This is a genomic window from Streptomyces sporangiiformans (genome assembly GCF_005768555.2).
Taxonomy (GTDB): domain Bacteria; phylum Actinomycetota; class Actinomycetes; order Streptomycetales; family Streptomycetaceae; genus Streptomyces; species Streptomyces sporangiiformans.
Genome location: NZ_VCHX02000180.1, coordinates 164,870 through 181,992, shown reverse-complemented (window position 1 = coordinate 181,992; position 17,123 = coordinate 164,870). Strand labels below are relative to the sequence as shown.

14 protein-coding genes and 1 pseudogene are annotated in these 17,123 nt (G+C 70.8%); 11 read left to right on the top strand and 4 right to left on the bottom strand.

Annotated elements, in window-relative coordinates; translation table 11 throughout:
- Window positions 1-11: 11 nt before the first annotated feature.
- The 5 genes from FGD71_RS33290 (at window position 12) to FGD71_RS33270 (ending at window position 5,020) form a co-directional block, all read left to right on the top strand.
- Window positions 12-1,595, top strand: a complete 1,584-nt coding sequence (locus tag FGD71_RS33290) for a benzoate-CoA ligase family protein (protein WP_119104290.1) — start codon at window positions 12-14, stop codon at window positions 1,593-1,595.
- 278 nt (window positions 1,596-1,873) lie between these two features.
- Window positions 1,874-2,890 (top strand): NAD(P)/FAD-dependent oxidoreductase, encoded by a 1,017-nt coding sequence (locus tag FGD71_RS33285; protein WP_119104289.1) that lies wholly within the window; start codon window positions 1,874-1,876, stop codon window positions 2,888-2,890.
- Window positions 2,891-2,912: 22 nt separating this feature from the next.
- Entirely contained in the window at window positions 2,913-3,254 is a 342-nt protein-coding gene (gene fdxA, locus FGD71_RS33280; protein WP_119104288.1) for a ferredoxin, read from the top strand.
- Window positions 3,255-3,287: 33 nt separating this feature from the next.
- Complete coding sequence (locus tag FGD71_RS33275) at window positions 3,288-4,145, top strand: amidohydrolase family protein (protein ID WP_119104287.1); 858 nt, start codon at window positions 3,288-3,290, stop codon at window positions 4,143-4,145.
- A gap of 20 nt (window positions 4,146-4,165) precedes the next feature.
- Window positions 4,166-5,020 (top strand): 3-hydroxyacyl-CoA dehydrogenase family protein, encoded by an 855-nt coding sequence (locus FGD71_RS33270; protein WP_119104286.1) that lies wholly within the window; start codon window positions 4,166-4,168, stop codon window positions 5,018-5,020.
- A 106-nt stretch (window positions 5,021-5,126) separates the two neighbouring features.
- On the opposite strand, the gene FGD71_RS33265 is transcribed toward FGD71_RS33270, so the two are convergent.
- Entirely contained in the window at window positions 5,127-6,032 is a 906-nt protein-coding gene (locus FGD71_RS33265; RefSeq protein ID WP_119104285.1) for a PaaX family transcriptional regulator, read from the bottom strand.
- Window positions 6,033-6,175: 143 nt separating this feature from the next.
- Window positions 6,176-6,340 (bottom strand): hypothetical protein, encoded by a 165-nt coding sequence (locus FGD71_RS47630; RefSeq protein ID WP_162931297.1) that lies wholly within the window; start codon window positions 6,338-6,340, stop codon window positions 6,176-6,178.
- On the opposite strand from FGD71_RS47630, the gene paaZ reads away from it, so the two are divergent.
- The 3 genes and pseudogenes from paaZ to FGD71_RS33250 form a co-directional block, all read left to right on the top strand.
- A complete protein-coding gene (paaZ, locus tag FGD71_RS33260; RefSeq protein WP_119104284.1) occupies window positions 6,339-7,931 on the top strand; it encodes a phenylacetic acid degradation bifunctional protein PaaZ in 1,593 nt (530 codons plus the stop codon). The genes FGD71_RS47630 and paaZ overlap by 2 nt on opposite strands.
- Before the next feature lie 4 nt (window positions 7,932-7,935).
- Entirely contained in the window at window positions 7,936-8,595 is a 660-nt protein-coding gene (locus FGD71_RS33255) for a CocE/NonD family hydrolase (RefSeq protein ID WP_119104283.1), read from the top strand.
- A pseudogene (locus tag FGD71_RS33250) lies at window positions 8,516-9,301 on the top strand (alpha-L-rhamnosidase-related protein); the annotation flags it as partial. The gene FGD71_RS33255 and the pseudogene FGD71_RS33250, both read left to right, overlap by 80 nt.
- A 156-nt stretch (window positions 9,302-9,457) precedes the next feature.
- On the opposite strand, the gene FGD71_RS33245 reads toward FGD71_RS33250, so the two are convergent.
- Window positions 9,458-11,002 (bottom strand): fused MFS/spermidine synthase, encoded by a 1,545-nt coding sequence (locus FGD71_RS33245; RefSeq protein ID WP_119104282.1) that lies wholly within the window; start codon window positions 11,000-11,002, stop codon window positions 9,458-9,460.
- Between the two features lie 382 nt (window positions 11,003-11,384).
- Window positions 11,385-13,064, bottom strand: coding sequence for an FAD-dependent oxidoreductase (locus tag FGD71_RS33240; protein ID WP_205571171.1), 1,680 nt, complete (start codon window positions 13,062-13,064; stop codon window positions 11,385-11,387).
- Window positions 13,065-13,248: 184 nt separating this feature from the next.
- Here FGD71_RS33240 and FGD71_RS33235 point away from each other — a divergent pair, with 184 nt between their 5' ends.
- From FGD71_RS33235 to FGD71_RS33225, 3 genes are all read left to right on the top strand, one after another.
- A complete protein-coding gene (locus FGD71_RS33235; protein ID WP_119104280.1) occupies window positions 13,249-13,650 on the top strand; it encodes a cupredoxin domain-containing protein in 402 nt (133 codons plus the stop codon).
- Window positions 13,651-14,297: 647 nt separating this feature from the next.
- Entirely contained in the window at window positions 14,298-15,746 is a 1,449-nt protein-coding gene (locus tag FGD71_RS33230) for an MFS transporter (RefSeq protein ID WP_119104279.1), read from the top strand.
- A complete protein-coding gene (locus tag FGD71_RS33225; protein WP_119104278.1) occupies window positions 15,743-17,086 on the top strand; it encodes a carotenoid oxygenase family protein in 1,344 nt (447 codons plus the stop codon). Before FGD71_RS33230 ends, FGD71_RS33225 begins: the two co-directional genes overlap by 4 nt.
- Window positions 17,087-17,123 lie beyond the last annotated feature (37 nt).

Here is a 17,123-nt window from a genome sequence, read left to right as displayed (position 1 = left end):
GCGTGAGCCACATGACTGAGGTGTTCAACACGGCGGACTACCTGGTCGACCGGCACCTGCGGGAGGGCAACGGCGCCCGCACGGCCGTCGTCACTCCCGGTCGGACGCTGACCTACGAGCAACTGTCCGCGGAGGTCCGCGCCGTGGCTGCCGGGCTGCGTGCCCTCGGCGTCAGGCCGGAGGAACGCGTCCTGCTGTGCATGGTGGACGACATCGAGCTTTTCACCGGCATCCTCGCCGCCTTCCACATCGGCGCCGTGGCCGTCCCCGCCTCGACCATGCTCACCGCTCCCGAGCTGGGCAAGCTGGTGGCCGACTCGCGCTGCCGGGTGGTGCTGGGCTCCGCCGAGTTCGCCCCGGTCATCCGGTCGGCGCTCCAGCAGGCACCGGAGGTCGAGCACGCCGTTCTGACCGGGGACCACGGCACGGGACTCCCGGGGCACGTCGAGGGCCACACCTGGGATCGGCTGTGGGACGCCGGCGCCGGCACGGACGACGGGCCGTATCCGACCTGGCCGGACTCGCCCGCCCTGTGGCTGTACACCTCGGGCACCACGGGCATGCCCAAGGCGGCCATGCACCGGCACATCGACATCAAGGTGGTCGCCGAGAACTACGGGCAGCGGGTGCTGGGCATCGGGCCCGAGGACCGCTGCCTGTCGGTCGCGAAGCTCTTCTTCGCGTACGGCATCGGCAACTCCCTGTTCTTCCCGCTGGCGGCGGGCGGGACGGCACTCCTGGAACCCTCCAGACCGTCGCCCGCGCTCTTCGTGAAACGGGCGGCCACCGACCGGGCCACGGTCCTGTTCGGCACGCCCAGCTTCTACGCGCCCCTGCTCGCGAGCGCCGACATCCCGGACGACGCCTTCGGCACGGTGCGGCTGGGCGTCTCGGCCGGAGAGGCACTGCCCGCGCGGATGTACGACGGGATGCTGAAGCGGTTCGGCGTGGAGGTGCTCGACGGCATCGGGTCCACCGAGATGCTGCACATCTTCATCTCCAACCGGCCGGGCCGGGTCCACCCGGGCTCCTCCGGTGAACCCGTCCCCGGGTACGCGGTGGAGCTGCGTGACGTCGAGGGCCGCGTGGTGGAGGGCGAGGGCACACCCGGCGAGCTCTACGTCCGCGGTGAGTCGGCCGCCATCGGCTACTGGTGCCGGGCCGCGACCACCCGCCAGGTCTTCCTCGGCGACTGGGTACGGACCGGCGACACCTACATACGCAACGCCGACGGCACCTACACCTGTATGGGCCGCACCAACGACCTGCTCAAGGCCGGCGGCATCTGGGTCTCGCCCGCCGAGGTGGAGGAGCGTCTCCTCGCCCATCCGGACGTGGCCGAGGTCGCCGTGGTCGGCGCGCCCGACGCGGACGGGCTGGACAAGCCGGTCGCGTGCGTGGTGGCGAAGCCCGGGGCCGAGGTTGATCCTGAGGCGCTGGTGGCCTGGTGCCGGGAGGGCTTGGCGGCCTTCAAACGGCCGCGCGGAGTGATCGGACTGCCCGAGCTGCCGCGGACGCCGACCGGCAAGATCCGCCGCAATGTGCTGCGCGCGATGGTGCGCGACGGCTCCTGGGCAGAGACCCCGTCGGGCTGAGCCGCAGGTTTTTCGCCCCTGCCGCCCCAAGGCGAACCTCCGCACCAACAGCCCGTCCGGCGTTCGAGGACGAGGCCGTTCAGGCCGAAGCGGGGGTCTGGGGGCGCAGCCCCCAGCGGGGGTCCGGGGCAGCGCCCCGGGGATGGGACGGGTAGGGGCGGCGGGGGCGAACAAACCCGGCCCGCACCCCGTGCACCCCACGGGAATACAGCTCCGCCGCGAAACGCCGCTCCTCAAACCCGGGAGGAGCCGAACCCAACAGCGTCAGGAGGACGTACATGCCCCCGCCCCCCGCGGATCACGACACGGACCTGCTCATCGTGGGAGCCGGCCCGACGGGCCTGTTCGCGGCCTACTACGCCGGCTTCCGCGGTCTGGCCGTCACCGTCATGGACTCGCTGCCCGAGCCCGGCGGCCAGATCAACGCCATGTACCCGGAGAAGCAGATCTTCGACATCGCGGGCTTCCCGGCGGTACGGGGCCGCGAACTCGTCGACCGGCTCCTGGAGCAGGCGGCACCGTACGACCCGTACCACCTGCTCGGCCACCGGGCCGAAACGCTGGAACGGACTGCGGAGGGCAGCTTCGCCGTGACTACCCAACAGGGCGTACGGGTGCGCGCCAGGGCCGTGCTCATCACCGGCGGCATCGGCACCTTCACCCCCCGCCCGCTGCCGGCCGCCGCCGCGTACGAGGGGGCGGGGCTGGCGTACTTCGTGCGCCGGCCGGACGACTACGCGGGCCAGGACGTCGTGATCGTCGGTGGAGGTGACAGCGCCTTCGACTGGGCCCTCACCCTGCACCCGTTGGCCGCCTCCGTGACCCTGGTCCACCGCCGCGACAGTTTCCGCGCGCACCCCACCACGGTGGCCGCCGTACGAGCGGCAGGCGTGGAGATCATCACCGAGGCGGAACTGACGAAGGTCGCCGACGACGGGCGCGGCATGGATGCCGTGGAGATCACCCGGCGCGACGGGCGGACGCACCGCCTGCCGTGCCGGCGGATCATCGCCGCCCTCGGCTTCACCGCCAACCTCGGCCCGCTCCTCGCCTGGGGCATCGACATCGCGAACAGGCGGCACATCCCGGTCGACTCCGCGATGCGGACCTCCGTGCCGGGGATCTACGCGGCCGGGGACATCAACGACTACCCCGGCAAGGTCCGGCTGATCGCGGTCGGCTTCGGGGAGGCCGCGACCGCCGTCAACAACGCAGCGCACCACATCGACCCCGAGCAGCCGGTCTTTCCCGGCCACTCCACCGACGTACCCACGGCGGCGCCCGCCGCCGCGTAGCACCGAAGAGGACCGAACGCCCATGCCCTACGTCATAGCCGAGCCCTGCATCGACATCATGGACCGCTCCTGCATGGAGGAGTGCCCCGTCGACTGCATCTACGAAGGCGACCGCAAGCTCTACATCAACCCGCTGGAGTGCATCGACTGCGGCAACTGCGAGCCCGTCTGCCCGGTCCAGGCGATCTCGCAGGACCGCCGGGTGCCGCCGGAGCTGAAGGACTTCGTCGCCGACAACAAGCGGTTCTTCACCGAGCCGCTGCCGGGCCGCGACGAGCCGGTCGGCACACCGGGCGGCGCCGGAGGCCACGGCCCGGTCGGCTCGGACACCGCACTCGTCGCCGCGTACGACCCGCGCGGCTGACCCGCCGCCACAACAGCACACTGAGGAGCCGCAGTGATCGACGGCGAGACCGTGGTCGACGCCCATGTCCACGTCCCGAGGCTGTCCACGCTCAAGCCTGCCTGGTTCGAGTGGGCGGAGACGTTCTCCGGCACCCATCCGTGGCGCGATGCCTACGACGAGCGGGGCGATCCCGTGCCCGAGCGGCTGGACGCCCTGCTGGAGGCCGAGGGCGTCGACCGTGCGCTCCTGTTCTGCGAGTACAGCCCGCGTGCCACCGGGATTCAGCCGATCGAGGACCTGCTGCCGATCGTCGCGTACAACCCGGTCCGCTTCCGCCTGGTGGCGAACGTCAACCCGCATCTGCACCATCCGGTGGTGACGGAGGCAGAGCGCCAGCTGGACCTGGGTGCGGTCGCGGTCAAACTGCACCCCGTGCACGGCGGATTCGACCCGGCCGACAAGGAGTTGTACCCCCTGTACGCACTGTGCGGCGAACGCGGTGTCCCGGTCGTCGTGCACTCCGGCACCTCCAGCTTCCCCGGCGCCCGCGCCCGGTTCGGCGACCCGCAGCTCCTGCTGGACGCCGTGGAGGACTTCCCCGACGTGCAGTTCGTCTTCGCCCACGGCGGGCGGGGATGGTGGTACGACACCGCGGCGTTCCTCGCCCTGGCCAGGCCCAATGTGTGGCTGGACCTCGCGGGACTGCCTCCGAGGAAACTGCCCGAGTACTACGCCCGGTTCGACCTGCCGAGGCTGGCCACCCGGTGGATCTTCGGCACCGACTGGCCGGGTGTGCCCGGCGCCTCCCGCAATATCGCCGCGCTACGCGCACTGGATCTGCCCGGGGACACCATGCGTGCCGTGCTGTCCGGCAACGCGGCCAAGATCTTCCCCGGCCTCGGTGTGTGAGGCGGTTCCGAGTTGCAGACATGACGATACGTCAGCAGGTCGGTGTCATCGGCGCCGGCACCATGGTAGTGGGCATCGCCTATGTCTTCGCCGCCCGTGGCTGCGAGGTCACGCTGGCGGAACCCGAACCGGCCCGCGCCGAGAAGGCGTTGGAGACCGTCCGGGCCCAGGCGGCCCGGGCGCGCGAGCGGGGAAGGCTCACCTCCGCGCAGGCCGGCCAACTGCCCGGCCGTGCCCGCACCGTCAGCGCGGTCGACGAACTGCCGGAAGAAATGGACCTGGTGGTCGAGGCGGTTCCGGAACGCCCGGAACTCAAAGGCCAGGTCCTCGCCGCTGCCGAGGAACGGCGGCCGCTGGTGCTGGCCGGCAACACCAGCGGGCTGAGCATCGACGACCTGGCCGCGCCGCTGCGACGACCCGGCGACTTCCTGGGCCTGCACTTCTTCAATCCGGTGTGGTCGATGCCGTTGGTCGAGATCGTTCGCGGGACGCGCACCGCGGAGCGGACGCTGAAGCGGGCACGCGAGGCCGCGGGTCTGATCGGCAAGGAGACCATCGTCGTCCGCGACTCACCCGGGTTCGCCACCAGCCGCCTGGGCGTGGCGATCGGCCTGGAGGCCATGCGGATGCTTCAGGACGGCGTGGCCTCGGCCGAGGACATCGACCGTGCGATGGAGCTGGGCTACCGCCACCCGATGGGGCCGCTGCGCCTGACCGACCTCGTCGGCCTCGATGTCCGGCTGGACATCGCCAGCCACCTCGCCGAGACGTACGGCCCCCGCTTCGAACCGCCCCGGATCCTGCTGGACAAGGTCGCGGCGGGGGACCTCGGCCGCAAGACCGGCAGAGGCTTCTACGACTGGGGCGAGACGTGACCGCGGCGGCCCCGCGCCTGCTGCCTTGCGGACCGGGACGCCCTGACGACCCGTACCGCATCGCACCGTGAAGCCGGGCGCGCCGGTACGGCGCGTCCGCGCGATCTCACCTCTTGCCGTGTCCCTCGGCCAGTTCCTCCCAGCGCCGCAGCGCCACCGGGCCCCATTCGGCGTGCCTGTCGTGGAAGAGTTCGGCCGCCTTGGCGCCGCTCCAGCCCGCCGGCAACAGCTTCGACGGAAGCCGCGGGTCGAGGAAGGGGAAACGGCGCCACTCGTGCACCAGCATGGTCTGGTCATGCAGGACGGCGTCGCCGTCGGCCGGGCGCAGCCCGGTGAACTCGTCGATGAACGTCTCGTAGCGGTCTTCCACCTCGCTGAGGTCCCAGGCGCGGGCCACCATGGCCGCCTCGCTGCCCACAGCACCGTAGGTGGCGGTGAAGGACATCGCGTCGTCGGCGAGCCCGAGTTCCTTCAGGACACCGAGCGCCTCCGCCTCGCGATCGGCGTGGGGCGTGATCCAGACCCCGGGCTCCGGGGAGCCGAAGCCGGCCCAGGTGAGCTGGGTGCGCACCCGGTGGCGCAGGTCCCGCTTGGCCTCCGGCACCGAGACGAGGACCACCAGCCAGGTGCCGTCCCAGGTGCGCTCGCCGCTGCCGAAGTCGTAGATGCGCTGGGCGCCTTCGGTCAGCAGCCGCCGCCCCGGCGGGGTGAGCGCCCAGCGCACCCGGCGGCCCACCCGCTCCGAGGCCAGCCAGCCCTCCGCCGCGATCCGGGCGAGCGACTGACGGGCCGACTTCTCCTCGACTCCGAACATCGCCAACGCGTCCACCAGCACCGAGGTCCACACCGGGCGGCCCTGTGGCAGTACGTACTCGCCGAGCATGGTCATCAGCAGCGACCGCGCGCTGACGTCACCGACTTCCCGGCGCCTGCTGACCACCGGCCGTGTGCCCCCGGCGGCCCGGTCGGCGCGTGTGCTCCGGCCCGGTCCGCGCGACGCACCATCGCTCATGGTCCTTCACTTCCCTTGCTGCCGGCCGATCCGATGTACCACGCCGTCGCGCGACACGGATGGCATCAGCGTATCCAGGTGCTCCGGCACTGCGGCGCGGACCCCGGCTCTCCTTACACAATATCTTGTCGTTGCGGAAAATATCAGTAGAGTGTCGACGCGTCGACGGCGGGGCCGCCGACCAGGACGAGCGAAGTGGCTGCCATGTCCGGGCCGGGCGCAGCCCTGCGCACAGGCTCGGACGCGGGGCCGGACACATGGCCGGGCACCGGCCGTATCCGGAAGCCGACGAAAGGTGGGCCGCTCATGGCCGCGACACTGCACAGCTACATCGCCGGTGACTGGTACGCCGCGCCCGACGAGGGCCGCCCCTTGCCGGACGCGACGACGGGCGCCGAGGTGGCCCGGATCTCGCGGCAAGGCATCGACGCCGCGGTCGTACTGCGACACGCGCGACAGGTGGGCGGCCCTGCTCTCCGCGACCTGACGTTCCACCAGCGTGCCGGTCTGCTGAAGGCACTGGGCAAGCACCTGGCGGCGCACACGGACGAGTTCCACACGCTGTCCACCCGTACCGGCGCCACCCGCCGCGACTGCGCACTCGACGTCGACGGCGGCATCGGGGTGCTCTTCGTCTACGCCAGCAAGGGCGCCAAGGAACTGCCTGAGGGTCGCTTCCTGCCCGACGGCGACATGGAACCGATCGGCAGACAGGGCACCTTCGCGATACGTCATGTCCATGTGCCGCGGCAGGGTGCGGCCGTACAGATCAACGCGTTCAACTTCCCCGTGTGGGGCATGCTGGAGAAGCTCGCGCCGGCTCTGCTGGCGGGCATGCCCTCCGTGGTGAAACCAGCAGGGCAGACGGCCTACCTGACGGAACTGGTGTTCCGCCGCATCGTCGAGTCCGGCATTCTCCCCGAGGGCTCCGTGCAGCTGGTCTGCGCCCCGCCGGACGGCATCCTCGACGCGCTCACCGGCCAGGACCTGCTCAGCGTCACCGGCTCCGCCGCGACCGCCCGCACCCTGCGCGGCCACCCGAACGTCGCGGGCCGCGCCGTCCGCTTCAACGCCGAGGCCGACTCCCTGAACTGCGCGGTCCTGGGACCTGACGCGATCCCCGGCACTCCCGAGTTCGACCTGTTCACGCGGACCCTGGTCACCGAGATGACCGTCAAGGCCGGGCAGAAGTGCACGGCGATCCGCCGCGCCCTGGTCCCCGCCGGCCTCATCGACGACGTACAGGAAGCGGTGTCCGCCGAGCTGGCCGGTGTACGCGTCGGCAACCCCGCCGATCCCACGGTCACCATGGGCCCGCTGGCAGGGCTCGGGCAGCGAGAGGAGGTGCTGCGCGCGCTGAAGGAACTCACGGCCGCGGCACGTGTCGTCCACGGCGACCCGCACCGGTTCGAGGTGGTGGACGCCGACCGGGAACGCGGCGCCTTCCTGCCGCCCCTGCTGCTGCGCTGTGACGACCCCGACCGGGCCGAACCGCACGAGATCGAGGCATTCGGCCCCGTCAGCACCCTCCTTCCGTACGACGGGACTCCCGCCCACGCGGTCGCCCTGGCCGCGCGCGGCGAAGGAAGCCTCGTCGGCTCGATCGTCACGCACGATCCCGGCTTCGCCCGCGAGACCGTGCTCGGGGCCGCCCCCTGGCACGGCCGTCTGCTTCTCCTCGACCGCACCGACGCAGCCGAGTCGACGGGCCACGGATCGCCGCTCCCGCACGCCGTGCACGGCGGCCCCGGCCGGGCCGGCGGCGGCGAGGAACTCGGCGGCATCCGCAGCGTCCTGCACCATATGCAGCGCACCGCCGTCCAAGGGCCGCCCGCCACCCTCTCGACGCTCACCGGGCCCGACCCGATCGCGACCACCGACCTTCAGGGCGGGGAGTGACACCATGGCCGATCTCGACGAGTGTGCTGCGGCCGCGCGGGAAGCGGCCGCCCCACTGCTGGCGGCGAAGCAGGCCAGATGGGGCAGCCGCCTCGTCCCGAGGCTGCTGCGTCTGCGGCCTCCGCTCACCAGGGATGTCGTCGTCCAGCGGGACATTCGGGTGCCGATGCCCGACGGGACGGTGCTGCTGGCCGACCGGTGGGCGCCGCGGAAGGGCGGCGACGCGCTGCCCACCGCCCTGATCCGCACACCGTACGGGCGCAGGGGCCCCATGGCGGCGATGTCGGCTCCGCCGCTGGCCGAACGCGGCTTCCAGGTGGTGGTACAGAGCACGCGCGGCACGTTCGGCTCCGGAGGCGACTTCGACCCGTTCCGGCACGAACGCGAGGACGGACTCGCCACACTCGACTGGCTGGTGAAGCAGCCGTGGTGCGGTGACTCGATCGTGCTCACCGGTGGCAGCTACCTCGGCTATGTGCAGTGGGCGGTGGCGGACGAACTGCCCCCGCAGGTCAAGGCCATGATTCCGGTGGTGACCGAGTCCGCGCTCACGCTGGACTTCCTCCGCGAGGACGCTTTCTCGCCCCGCCATGACCCGCTACCTGGACTGGATCCGGCAACAGACCGGCGACACCTACGCCGGACAAGGGTCACTCACCGGTGACTGGCTGGCGCCGCAGAAGACCAGCGCCCAGCTCATGAGCGACGTCTACTACGGCTACTCCGCGCGGCTGATGGCGCAGATGGCCCGCGCGATCGGCCGGACGGCAGAGGCCGAGGCGTACGAGCGGCTCTTCGGACGCATCAAACAGGCTTTCATCACCAAGTATCTGAGCACTGAGGGAGGCCGGGTCACGGTCAAGTCCAGTCGTGGCGACGCCTCCCCGATCGAACCGGGCGCCGATCCCATCCAGAAACACTCGTATGCCAAGGACGACGGGTTCGGCCCGGTCAGCATGAACTCCTTCAACCACTACGCCTACGGCGCGATCATGGAGTGGATGTACGCGTACATGGCCGGCATCGCCCACGACCCGGACAGCCCCGGCTTCAAGCGCTTCCTGCTGCAACCCCACATCGACCCCACCGGCAGGATCACCAAGGTGTCGGGCGCCTATGAGTCGCCGTACGGCGAGATCAGAAGTGAGTGGGATGTTGACGACGCGCGCCGGACCCTCGGGTACTACGCGGTCGTGCCCGCCAACAGCGAGGCGACCCTGCGCCTTCCAGCCGCCTCCGCCGATTCGGTCCGTGAGGGACGTACCCCGTTGGCGCGCGTGGACGGGGTGCGTTTCCTCGGCCACGCGGACGGTGTGTGCTCGTACCGGTTGCTGTCCGGCCAGTACCGCTTGACCGCCCTGCTGCACTGATCAGCGCATCCCGCACAGCGGAAGTGACCGGTCTGGGCACGCGTGCGGTACCGCAGACCGGTCACCTCGGCGGACGGGGCCCACCCGATGCGCCGGAGGGCTGGCTCGATGGGCAGCTTGTTCAGGTGCGTCGGCAGGGCTTGGACGTGTGTCCTGTCACTGGCTGCTCCGTGGGCTGTAGGGCTGGAGGAGCTGGTCGACGGGTGCGTAGTCGTCGGTGAGTAGTTGGGCATCGCCGATCCAGGAGGTGAGGTCGTCGCCGGTGGCGATCTTCCAGCTGGTTTGCCGGGCGTCCAGCGCTTCCTGGGTCGCGGCTAGGTCGACTGGTCGGTTGGAGGCGAGCACCACCAGATTGCCGCCCTCGGAGGTGGCGGTCGGGTCGAGACCGATATCGGCGGGTTCGCCGACGACGGCGACGTGCTCGAAGGTCTCGCTGAGGGTGGCTGCTTCGGCACGTGCGAAGGCCATACCACCGTGATCGATGAGGTTGGCAACGTACAGGCCGTCCTCGTTGAGCACCCGCCGTACGTCAGTCATCGCTTCCACCGTAGTGAGGTGCCACGGCACGCTGACGCCCCCGAAGGCGTCGCCGACGACGAGGTCACGACTGTCGGCGTCCAGTCGCCGCAGGCCGAGCCTGCCGTCCTCGGCGCGTACGTCGATACCGGCTTCTGATCTCAGACCGAGTTGGTCGCGGTTGATGCGCACGACCCCGCTGTCGATCTCGGACACAAGGCTGCGCGTCCCGGGCCGCGTGGCCGCGAGGTAACGGGGAAAGGTGAGCCCGCCGCCGCCCAGGTGGTGGGCAACAAGCGGCTCACGTTCGGGAAAGGCGGCATCGGCCACCGACGCGATGGCGCGCACATACTCGAACTCCAGGAAGGTCGGGTCGTCGACGTCGACGTAGGAGTGCCGCAAGCCGTCCAGAACGAGTGTGCGGCCGCCGTCCCGGTCGGGGTCTGCGACGACCCGTGCGCAGTGGTACTTGGTCTCCGTGTCGCAGCCACCGGGCGCGACCGTGGTGGCGAGGCCGCCGGCAACGACCACGAGCGCGAGGGCAGGGGTGCCGCTCCACCCACGCGTTCGCCATTCAACCAGGGCCGCGCCGACCACCAGAAGTGTTCCGAGGCCGATCAGTATGCCGCTGACCGGCAAACGCGATACGAGGACGAAGCCGGTGAGGACGGTGCCGACGATGGCGCCGACGGTGCCGACGCCGGACAGCCGGCCGACAACCGCTCCGGTCTCGGCGAGGCTGGTAAGACGCAACTTGGTCACGATCGGCGTCACCGCGGAGAGCAGCGCGCCCGGCACGAGGATGGTCAGCGCCGCGATCAACAAGAGCATCGCTGGTGCCCACTCCGCCGTGGTGCGCAGCACGGCAGGGGTGAGCGCCACGACCGCTCCCGACACCCCGAGCGAGGGGCCTATGAGCCGACGTGGATCGACCTGGTCGGCGATGCGCCCACCCAGCCAGGAGCCGACGGCGATCGCGGAGAGGGCGATGCCGATCACCATGGTGCTCGTCTCGAGGGTGAGGCCGAGATAGGGAGCCAGCAGCCGCAAAGCGACGATCTCGACCACCAGGACTGCGGCCGAGGACCCGAACACAAGCACGGCAGCGGCACGGGGACCCAGGCCGTCGTTGCGAGGCGTGCCCTCGTCGACAAGCGAGGAAGACGATTTGGTCACGGGCGACATCCTTGCACGCGACTCATCGACCATGGCTTGCCTGAAACCCTCGGAGCGAGCAGGCGTTCAGCGGCAGGCAGCCAGGTTCACAGCCGTCTCCCTGATCAGTTCGCGGACCAGGAGAAGGGCCTGGTCGCACATCTGAAGTACATCCTGTTGAGCGCGGATCAGGGGCTTCCGCGACCGCCTTGGCCACCTGGGCAGTAACCGCGACGCCGGGACCCGGCATCGTGACCTGTGCTGTGGCAACGGCAGTGCCGGCGTTCGCGGCTACCTCTTCCGGCTCAGCGGGTTCAGCGTTCATGGGCCGCCTCACGACGTACCGATCACCTCAGCGAACACCCTCAAGTCGCGCTCTGGGGACGGATGGTGTGCTTGCCGGCCGGGCCGGTCAGTTCGCAGGGGCATTCGGGCCGGCCGCGGCGTCGCGGGAACCGGCGTGTCGTGCCGCGCGGTAGCCGAACACGACGGCCGGCGCGATGGTCGACCCCGGCCCGGGGTACGTGCGGCCCATCACGGAGGCGCTCGTGTTGCCCGCGGCGTAGAGGCCGGGGATCGGCCGGTCCGACGTGTCGAGGACCCGCGCGTCGGCGTCGGTGAGCAGGCCGCCCTTGGTGCCGAGATCGCCCGGCACGATCTGGACCGCCGTGAACGGCCCCTTCTCAAGCGGGCCGAGATTCGGGTTGGGCCTGACCCGGGGGTCGCCGTAGTAGCGGTCGTACGCGGTACGTCCGCGGCCGAAGTCGTGGTCGGTGCCTTCTCGCGCGAAGGTGTTGAACCGGTCGATCGTGGCACTCAACCGGGCGGGTTCCATGCCGAGTTGGCGCGCGAGCTCTTCGATCGTGTCGGCCTTGCGGAGAATTCCGGCGTCCCGGAGTCTCTTCCCGCCCTGCAGAAGGGGGTTGAACAGGTACCGGCGGCGGTGGCGGGTCTCGACGATGAGCCAGGAGGGGATCGCGGGCACGGTCTTGTTCCGCTCCAGCATGGCGTGCCCGACGTCGACGTAACTGGCGGACTCGTTGGTGTACCGATCGCCTTGCGAATCGACGACGAGGCTGAACGGGAAGGACCGCTCACCCAGTACGAACATGGCCTTGCCGTCGGCGTCAGGGCTGGGCACCGAGGCTCCCCACCACGCGTCGTCCATCAGCGCGAGTTGCGCGCCGATCGCCTCGGCGAGGGCGATCACGGAGCCGAGGTCACCGTCGGCGGCCGAGCTGTACCCCGGAATCCCGTGGTACTTCTCGCGCCACTGCCGATTGTTGGCGAAGCCACCGGCGGCCAGCACCACACCGGCGGCGGCACGGACGCGGAACGTGGATCCGTCCGGACGGGAGGCGACCACGCCCGTCACGGCGCCCTCCTCCACGACAAGCCCGGTCAGCGGTGTGCTGAGCAGAACCTCGGTCCCCTGCCGTCGCACGATGGCCATCAAGCTCGATATCAAGGCGGAACCCAAGCCGTACAAGCGCTTGCCCCGCAGGAACCCGCCGAGGGTCCTGAAGACCAGGCGTGCTCCCCGGACGAAACCGGACGGCGTCGACCAGGCACGCGAGACCAGCCAGACGTCGTCGGTCTTCAGCGGGATGAGCGGCAGGCTCTCGTCGCTGCGCGACTTCTTGAACCAGTCGCCGAGGACCTTGGTGTCGAACGGCTCCACCTCGATGCCGCGGCCTGTCTTCCCGCCGGGGAGGTCGGGGTAGTAGTCGGGATAGTCCTTCGCGGCCGTCCACCGGACGCCGTACCCCTCCAGAAACCGGAACACCTCCGGGACGGTCTCGACGAACGCGCGCCTGCGTTCCGGAGAGCTTGCCGGTCCCGCATCGCCGATCGCGGCCCGCATATATGCCAGAGCCTCATCGACCGAGTCCGGGACACCGAGGGCCTCCATGAGCGGGTTCGTGGGCATCCACAGTCCGCCGCCACTGAGGTTGGTCGTACCACCCCATCTGTCGGTGCTCTCCAGCACCAGCGTCCGCAGTCCCGCGTCCACCGCCGTGATGGCCGCCGACAGCCCCGCCGCCCCCGATCCGACGACGAGGACGTCGACGTCCCTGTCCCACTCGTTCACGGCGCCCTCCCGGGGACGACCGGACCATGTTGTCCAGTCACTGTAGAGGGCCCTCGCGGGTGAGTCGGGGAAGCAGATGGCGGTACGACGCGCCCAAGCACCGCCAGAGGCGGCGAACCTGAATGCAACCGCCGACCACCGGCCGCGCTGACCACGCAGTCCTCGCCCGAAAGGCTCGCGCCGCATGACGTTCACCTCACTGCACCGGGGCCGCACCGCTGTTGCCCTGGGAGGAGCCTGCACTCTGCTCGCCCTGGTCAGCTGCTCGAACGGCGGCAACGGCAATGGCCCAGCCCCGACCAGCACCCCGCCTGCCGCAACCAGTGCCAGCCCCGCCGCGGCGCGCATCGTGATCGAGAACTTCGCCTTCACCCCGGCGAACCTTCGCGTCCGCCCCGGAACGAAGATCACCGTCGTCAACCGCGACTCCGTCCCGCACACCGTCACCGCCGGGGACAAGGCGTTCGACACCGGCAACATCGCGGGCGACGCAACCGCCACCTTCACCGCACCGTCCGCATCCGGCAGCTACTCCTACATCTGCACGATCCACCCGAACATGAAGGGCACGCTCACCGTGAGCTGACACCCAAGCGGCACACCCGCCCGCTGAGCCCAGGCCATGCCCCACGACGCTGCAGACGGCGCAGGGTGGGGATGTCGAGCATTACCCGTCGCCCCACCGGGGGCCGCCGGGGCGCTGGACGATTCGACAGGGCAGCGGTTGTCGCACGCGAACACGGCGGACACCCGCCAGCCAACACGGTGAGCACCCGCCTTGGCCCCACGGTGTCTCGTACACCGGCCCGTGCCCTAGGTGGGACATCAGGGAAGTCCACAGAGCGGCGTCGGGGCTGACGCCTCGGCAGCGCAGACCTGCCGACCTGCCGGTCTGCCGGTCTGCCGGTCTGCCGACCCTTTCGGGACCGTGCACGTAGAAGAAGGCCCCCGCCCCGGCTGCTGCGGCAGCGCGGCCAGGAAGCACCCCAGCGCCCCAGCGCGGCGGACCGTCCGACGAACGTCCAGTCCCGCGCGGAGTTCAGCCGCTCCGCCGGACTGCCGGACACCCGCTCCATCGCCCTCCAGCGGCGAGCACTACTGAGCACCAGTGAGCACCCGACTGACCTGGGGCCCGCCCCACGAGCCGGGACAGCATGGCAGCGCCGACGCGATCGACAGCCCGGGAGCCCGACCGGTGGCCCGTCTGTCCGGTCAGCCGACTGAAAGGCCGTCATGCGTGCTCTCACACCACTGCCGTACCCACCCGCACGGCGCTCCGGTGCCGTACTCGCCCTGCTCACCGCAGCGCAGTTCCTCGTCGTTCTCAACACGTCCGTCGTGAACGTGGCGTTGCCCGCCATCGGGAGTGATCTCGACGCCGGGCAGGCCGGGCTGACCTGGGTCGTGGGCGCCTACGTTCTCGCCTTCGGCGCCCTGCTGCCGGTGGGCGGACGACTGGCCGACCTGTTCGGCAGCCGCGGGGTCTTCCTCGCCGGGCTGGCCCTGTTCGCCGCCGGATCGCTCGCGGCGAGCATTCCCACGGGGGCGGGCCCGCTCATCGCCGCGCGGGCGGTGCAGGGAGTCGGCGCCGCCGCTGCGTCACCGGCCGCCCTGGCCCTCCTGCTCGCACAGTCCCCGCCGGGACCGGTCCGCGGCAGGGCGCTCGGTCTGTGGGGAGCTGCCTCGGCGGCGGGCGGCGCGGCGGGAGTGCTGCTCGGCGGGGTGCTGACCGACGCCCTGGGCTGGTGGTCGGTCTTCGCGGTGAGCGCGATCGCCACCGTTCCCGTGCTGCTGTGCGCGCCGCGCCTCGTTCCTCGCGACAGTCGCGGCCGCACCGGCCCGCTCGACCTGCCGGGGGCTGTCGTCATGACCGCCGGCCTGGTCCTGTTGGTGTACGGCCTCGGCACACGGGACGGGTCCACCGTCCTCGGCTTGTTGCTGCCGGCGGCCGGGGTGTTCCTGCTGCTGAACCTCGGCTCGATCGAACGCCGTGCGAAGAACCCGCTGATCCCTCCCGCGCTGCTGCGCAACCGGTCGGTCGTGGCGGGCAACCTGCTCATGCTGCCGCTCGGCATGGTGTGGCTCGGCACCTTCTTCTTCCTGCCGCTCTACCAGCAGAAGGTCCTCGGGCACGGGCCGGTGACGGCCGGGCTCACCCAACTCCCTCTGGCCGCGGCCCTCATGGGGGCCTCCGCCCTGGCCGGACGGTTACGCGGAACGCTCGTGCCCGGCTTCATGCTCCTTGCCGTGGGACTGTTCTGGCTGGCCCGCCTTCCGCTCGACGGAGCCTTCCTGACCGATCTGCTCGGCCCGACCGTGCTGATCGGCCTCGGCCTCGGTCTCGCCTTCGTGCCCCTGACCGCGCTCGGCGTGACCGGCGTCGACCCGGATCACGTGGGCGTGGCGGGCGGGCTCGTCAACACCACGCGGCAGGTCGGCGGAGCACTGGGCCTCGCGCTCCTCGGCTCCCTCGCCGCACCGGCGGTCGGCACCGCCGCGGCCGGCCCGGCAGCCCTGGCGTACGGCTACCGACGCGCGCTCGTCGGCGCAGCCGTCATCGCCGTGCTGGCCGCCATCGGCGCCGGCGCCCACCGAAGGATCGACGCCCGCGCTGACCAAAGGATCGACGTCGGCGCCAACACCCGTACCAGCAAACCGATCGCAGAGAAGGAACCGTCATGAAGCCCTACCTGACCGGCCACTACACCCCGCACGTCGACGAGATCACCGCCCATGGCCTGCGCGTCGAGGGGCATCTGCCCCCCGAACTGTCCGGGCGGCTGATCCGCAACGGCCACAACCCCAAACCGGGCGTCACCCCCACCCACTGGTTCAAGGGCAGCGGCATGGTGCACGGCATCCGGCTGCGCGAGGGGCGCGCCGAGTGGTACCGCAACCGCTGGGTCCGCACTCCGGCGCTGGACGGAGCGCCCTACATGACCGAGCAGGGACCCGACCTGACGGCCAGCACCGCGGGCACCCATGTCATCGAGCATGCCGGCCGGCTGCTGGCGCTGTGCGAGTCCAACCTGCCCTTCGAGCTGACAACGGAGCTGGAGACGGTCGGGCCGTACGACTTCGACGGAAAGCTCACCAGCGTCATGACCGCCCATCCCAAGCACGACCCGACCACCGGCGAACTGCACTTCTTCAGCTCCTCGCCCCTCCCGCCGTACCTGACCCATCACGTCGCCTCGGAGAAGGGGGAACTGATCCGCAGCGAGGACGTGCCGGGCGCCAGTGCGTCGCTCAAGCACGACTTCGCCCTCACCGAGCGGTACGTGGTCTTCGTCGAGGGCACGGTGACCTTCGACCCGACCGAGACCTCGGGCATCCCCTACGCCTGGAAGGACGAACAGCCGGCCCGGATCGGTGTGCTGCCGCGCGGGGAGGACGGGGCCGCACAGGTCCGGTGGTTCGGCATCGAACCCGGATCGATGCTGCACGCGGCCAACGCCTACGAGGACGACCGGGGCCGCGTCGTGCTGGAGGGGCCCGCCGTGGACCGGGAGGGCTTTGAGCGGTCCTGGAGCTGGTGGGTGGGCGCACCGGGGCGAGGGGCCACCCCCAACTCCCGTTCGTTCAACCGGCAGTGGGTCGTCGACCTGACAGCGGGCACCGTTCGCGAACGGACCGTAGACGACCTGGTCGTGGAGTTCCCCACCATCAACGAGGAGCTGACCGGCCGTCGGCACCGCTACCAGTACGCGATCTCCTTCCCGGACGACCGGGGCGTCGGGAACTTCGGCGTCGTCAAGTACGACCGGAGCACCGGAGCCCGTTCGGTCAGGAACGTCGGCGACGGGCGGCTTCCCAGCGAGGCCGTATTCGTGCCCGCCGAGCACGGCACCTCGGAGGACGACGGTTATCTGCTGACCGTCGTCAGCGACCTGCACGCGGACGCCTCCCAGCTCCTCGTCCTGGACGCCACCACCATCACGGCCGCGCCCGTCGCCATCGTGCACCTGCCGCGCCGGGTCGCCGCCGGAATCCATGGTTCCTGGATCGCTGACCGGGACTGACGCCTCGTAAACGAGCACGCCACACCACCTGGAGAGA

Bases quoted from the DNA above. Each gene is read 5' to 3' on its own strand.
- FGD71_RS33290 (WP_119104290.1), top strand. From the start codon at position 12: ATGACTGAGGTGTTCAACACGGCGGACTACCTGGTCGACCGGCACCTG.
- FGD71_RS33285 (WP_119104289.1), top strand. From the start codon at position 1,874: ATGCCCCCGCCCCCCGCGGATCACGACACGGACCTGCTCATCGTGGGA.
- fdxA (WP_119104288.1), top strand. From the start codon at position 2,913: ATGCCCTACGTCATAGCCGAGCCCTGCATCGACATCATGGACCGCTCC.
- FGD71_RS33270 (WP_119104286.1), top strand. From the start codon at position 4,166: ATGACGATACGTCAGCAGGTCGGTGTCATCGGCGCCGGCACCATGGTA.
- FGD71_RS33265 (WP_119104285.1), bottom strand. From the start codon at position 6,032: ATGAGCGATGGTGCGTCGCGCGGACCGGGCCGGAGCACACGCGCCGAC.
- paaZ (WP_119104284.1), top strand. From the start codon at position 6,339: ATGGCCGCGACACTGCACAGCTACATCGCCGGTGACTGGTACGCCGCG.
- FGD71_RS47630 (WP_162931297.1), bottom strand. From the start codon at position 6,340: ATGAGCGGCCCACCTTTCGTCGGCTTCCGGATACGGCCGGTGCCCGGC.
- FGD71_RS33255 (WP_119104283.1), top strand. From the start codon at position 7,936: ATGGCCGATCTCGACGAGTGTGCTGCGGCCGCGCGGGAAGCGGCCGCC.
- FGD71_RS33245 (WP_119104282.1), bottom strand. From the start codon at position 11,002: ATGTCGCCCGTGACCAAATCGTCTTCCTCGCTTGTCGACGAGGGCACG.
- FGD71_RS33235 (WP_119104280.1), top strand. From the start codon at position 13,249: ATGACGTTCACCTCACTGCACCGGGGCCGCACCGCTGTTGCCCTGGGA.
- FGD71_RS33230 (WP_119104279.1), top strand. From the start codon at position 14,298: ATGCGTGCTCTCACACCACTGCCGTACCCACCCGCACGGCGCTCCGGT.
- FGD71_RS33225 (WP_119104278.1), top strand. From the start codon at position 15,743: ATGAAGCCCTACCTGACCGGCCACTACACCCCGCACGTCGACGAGATC.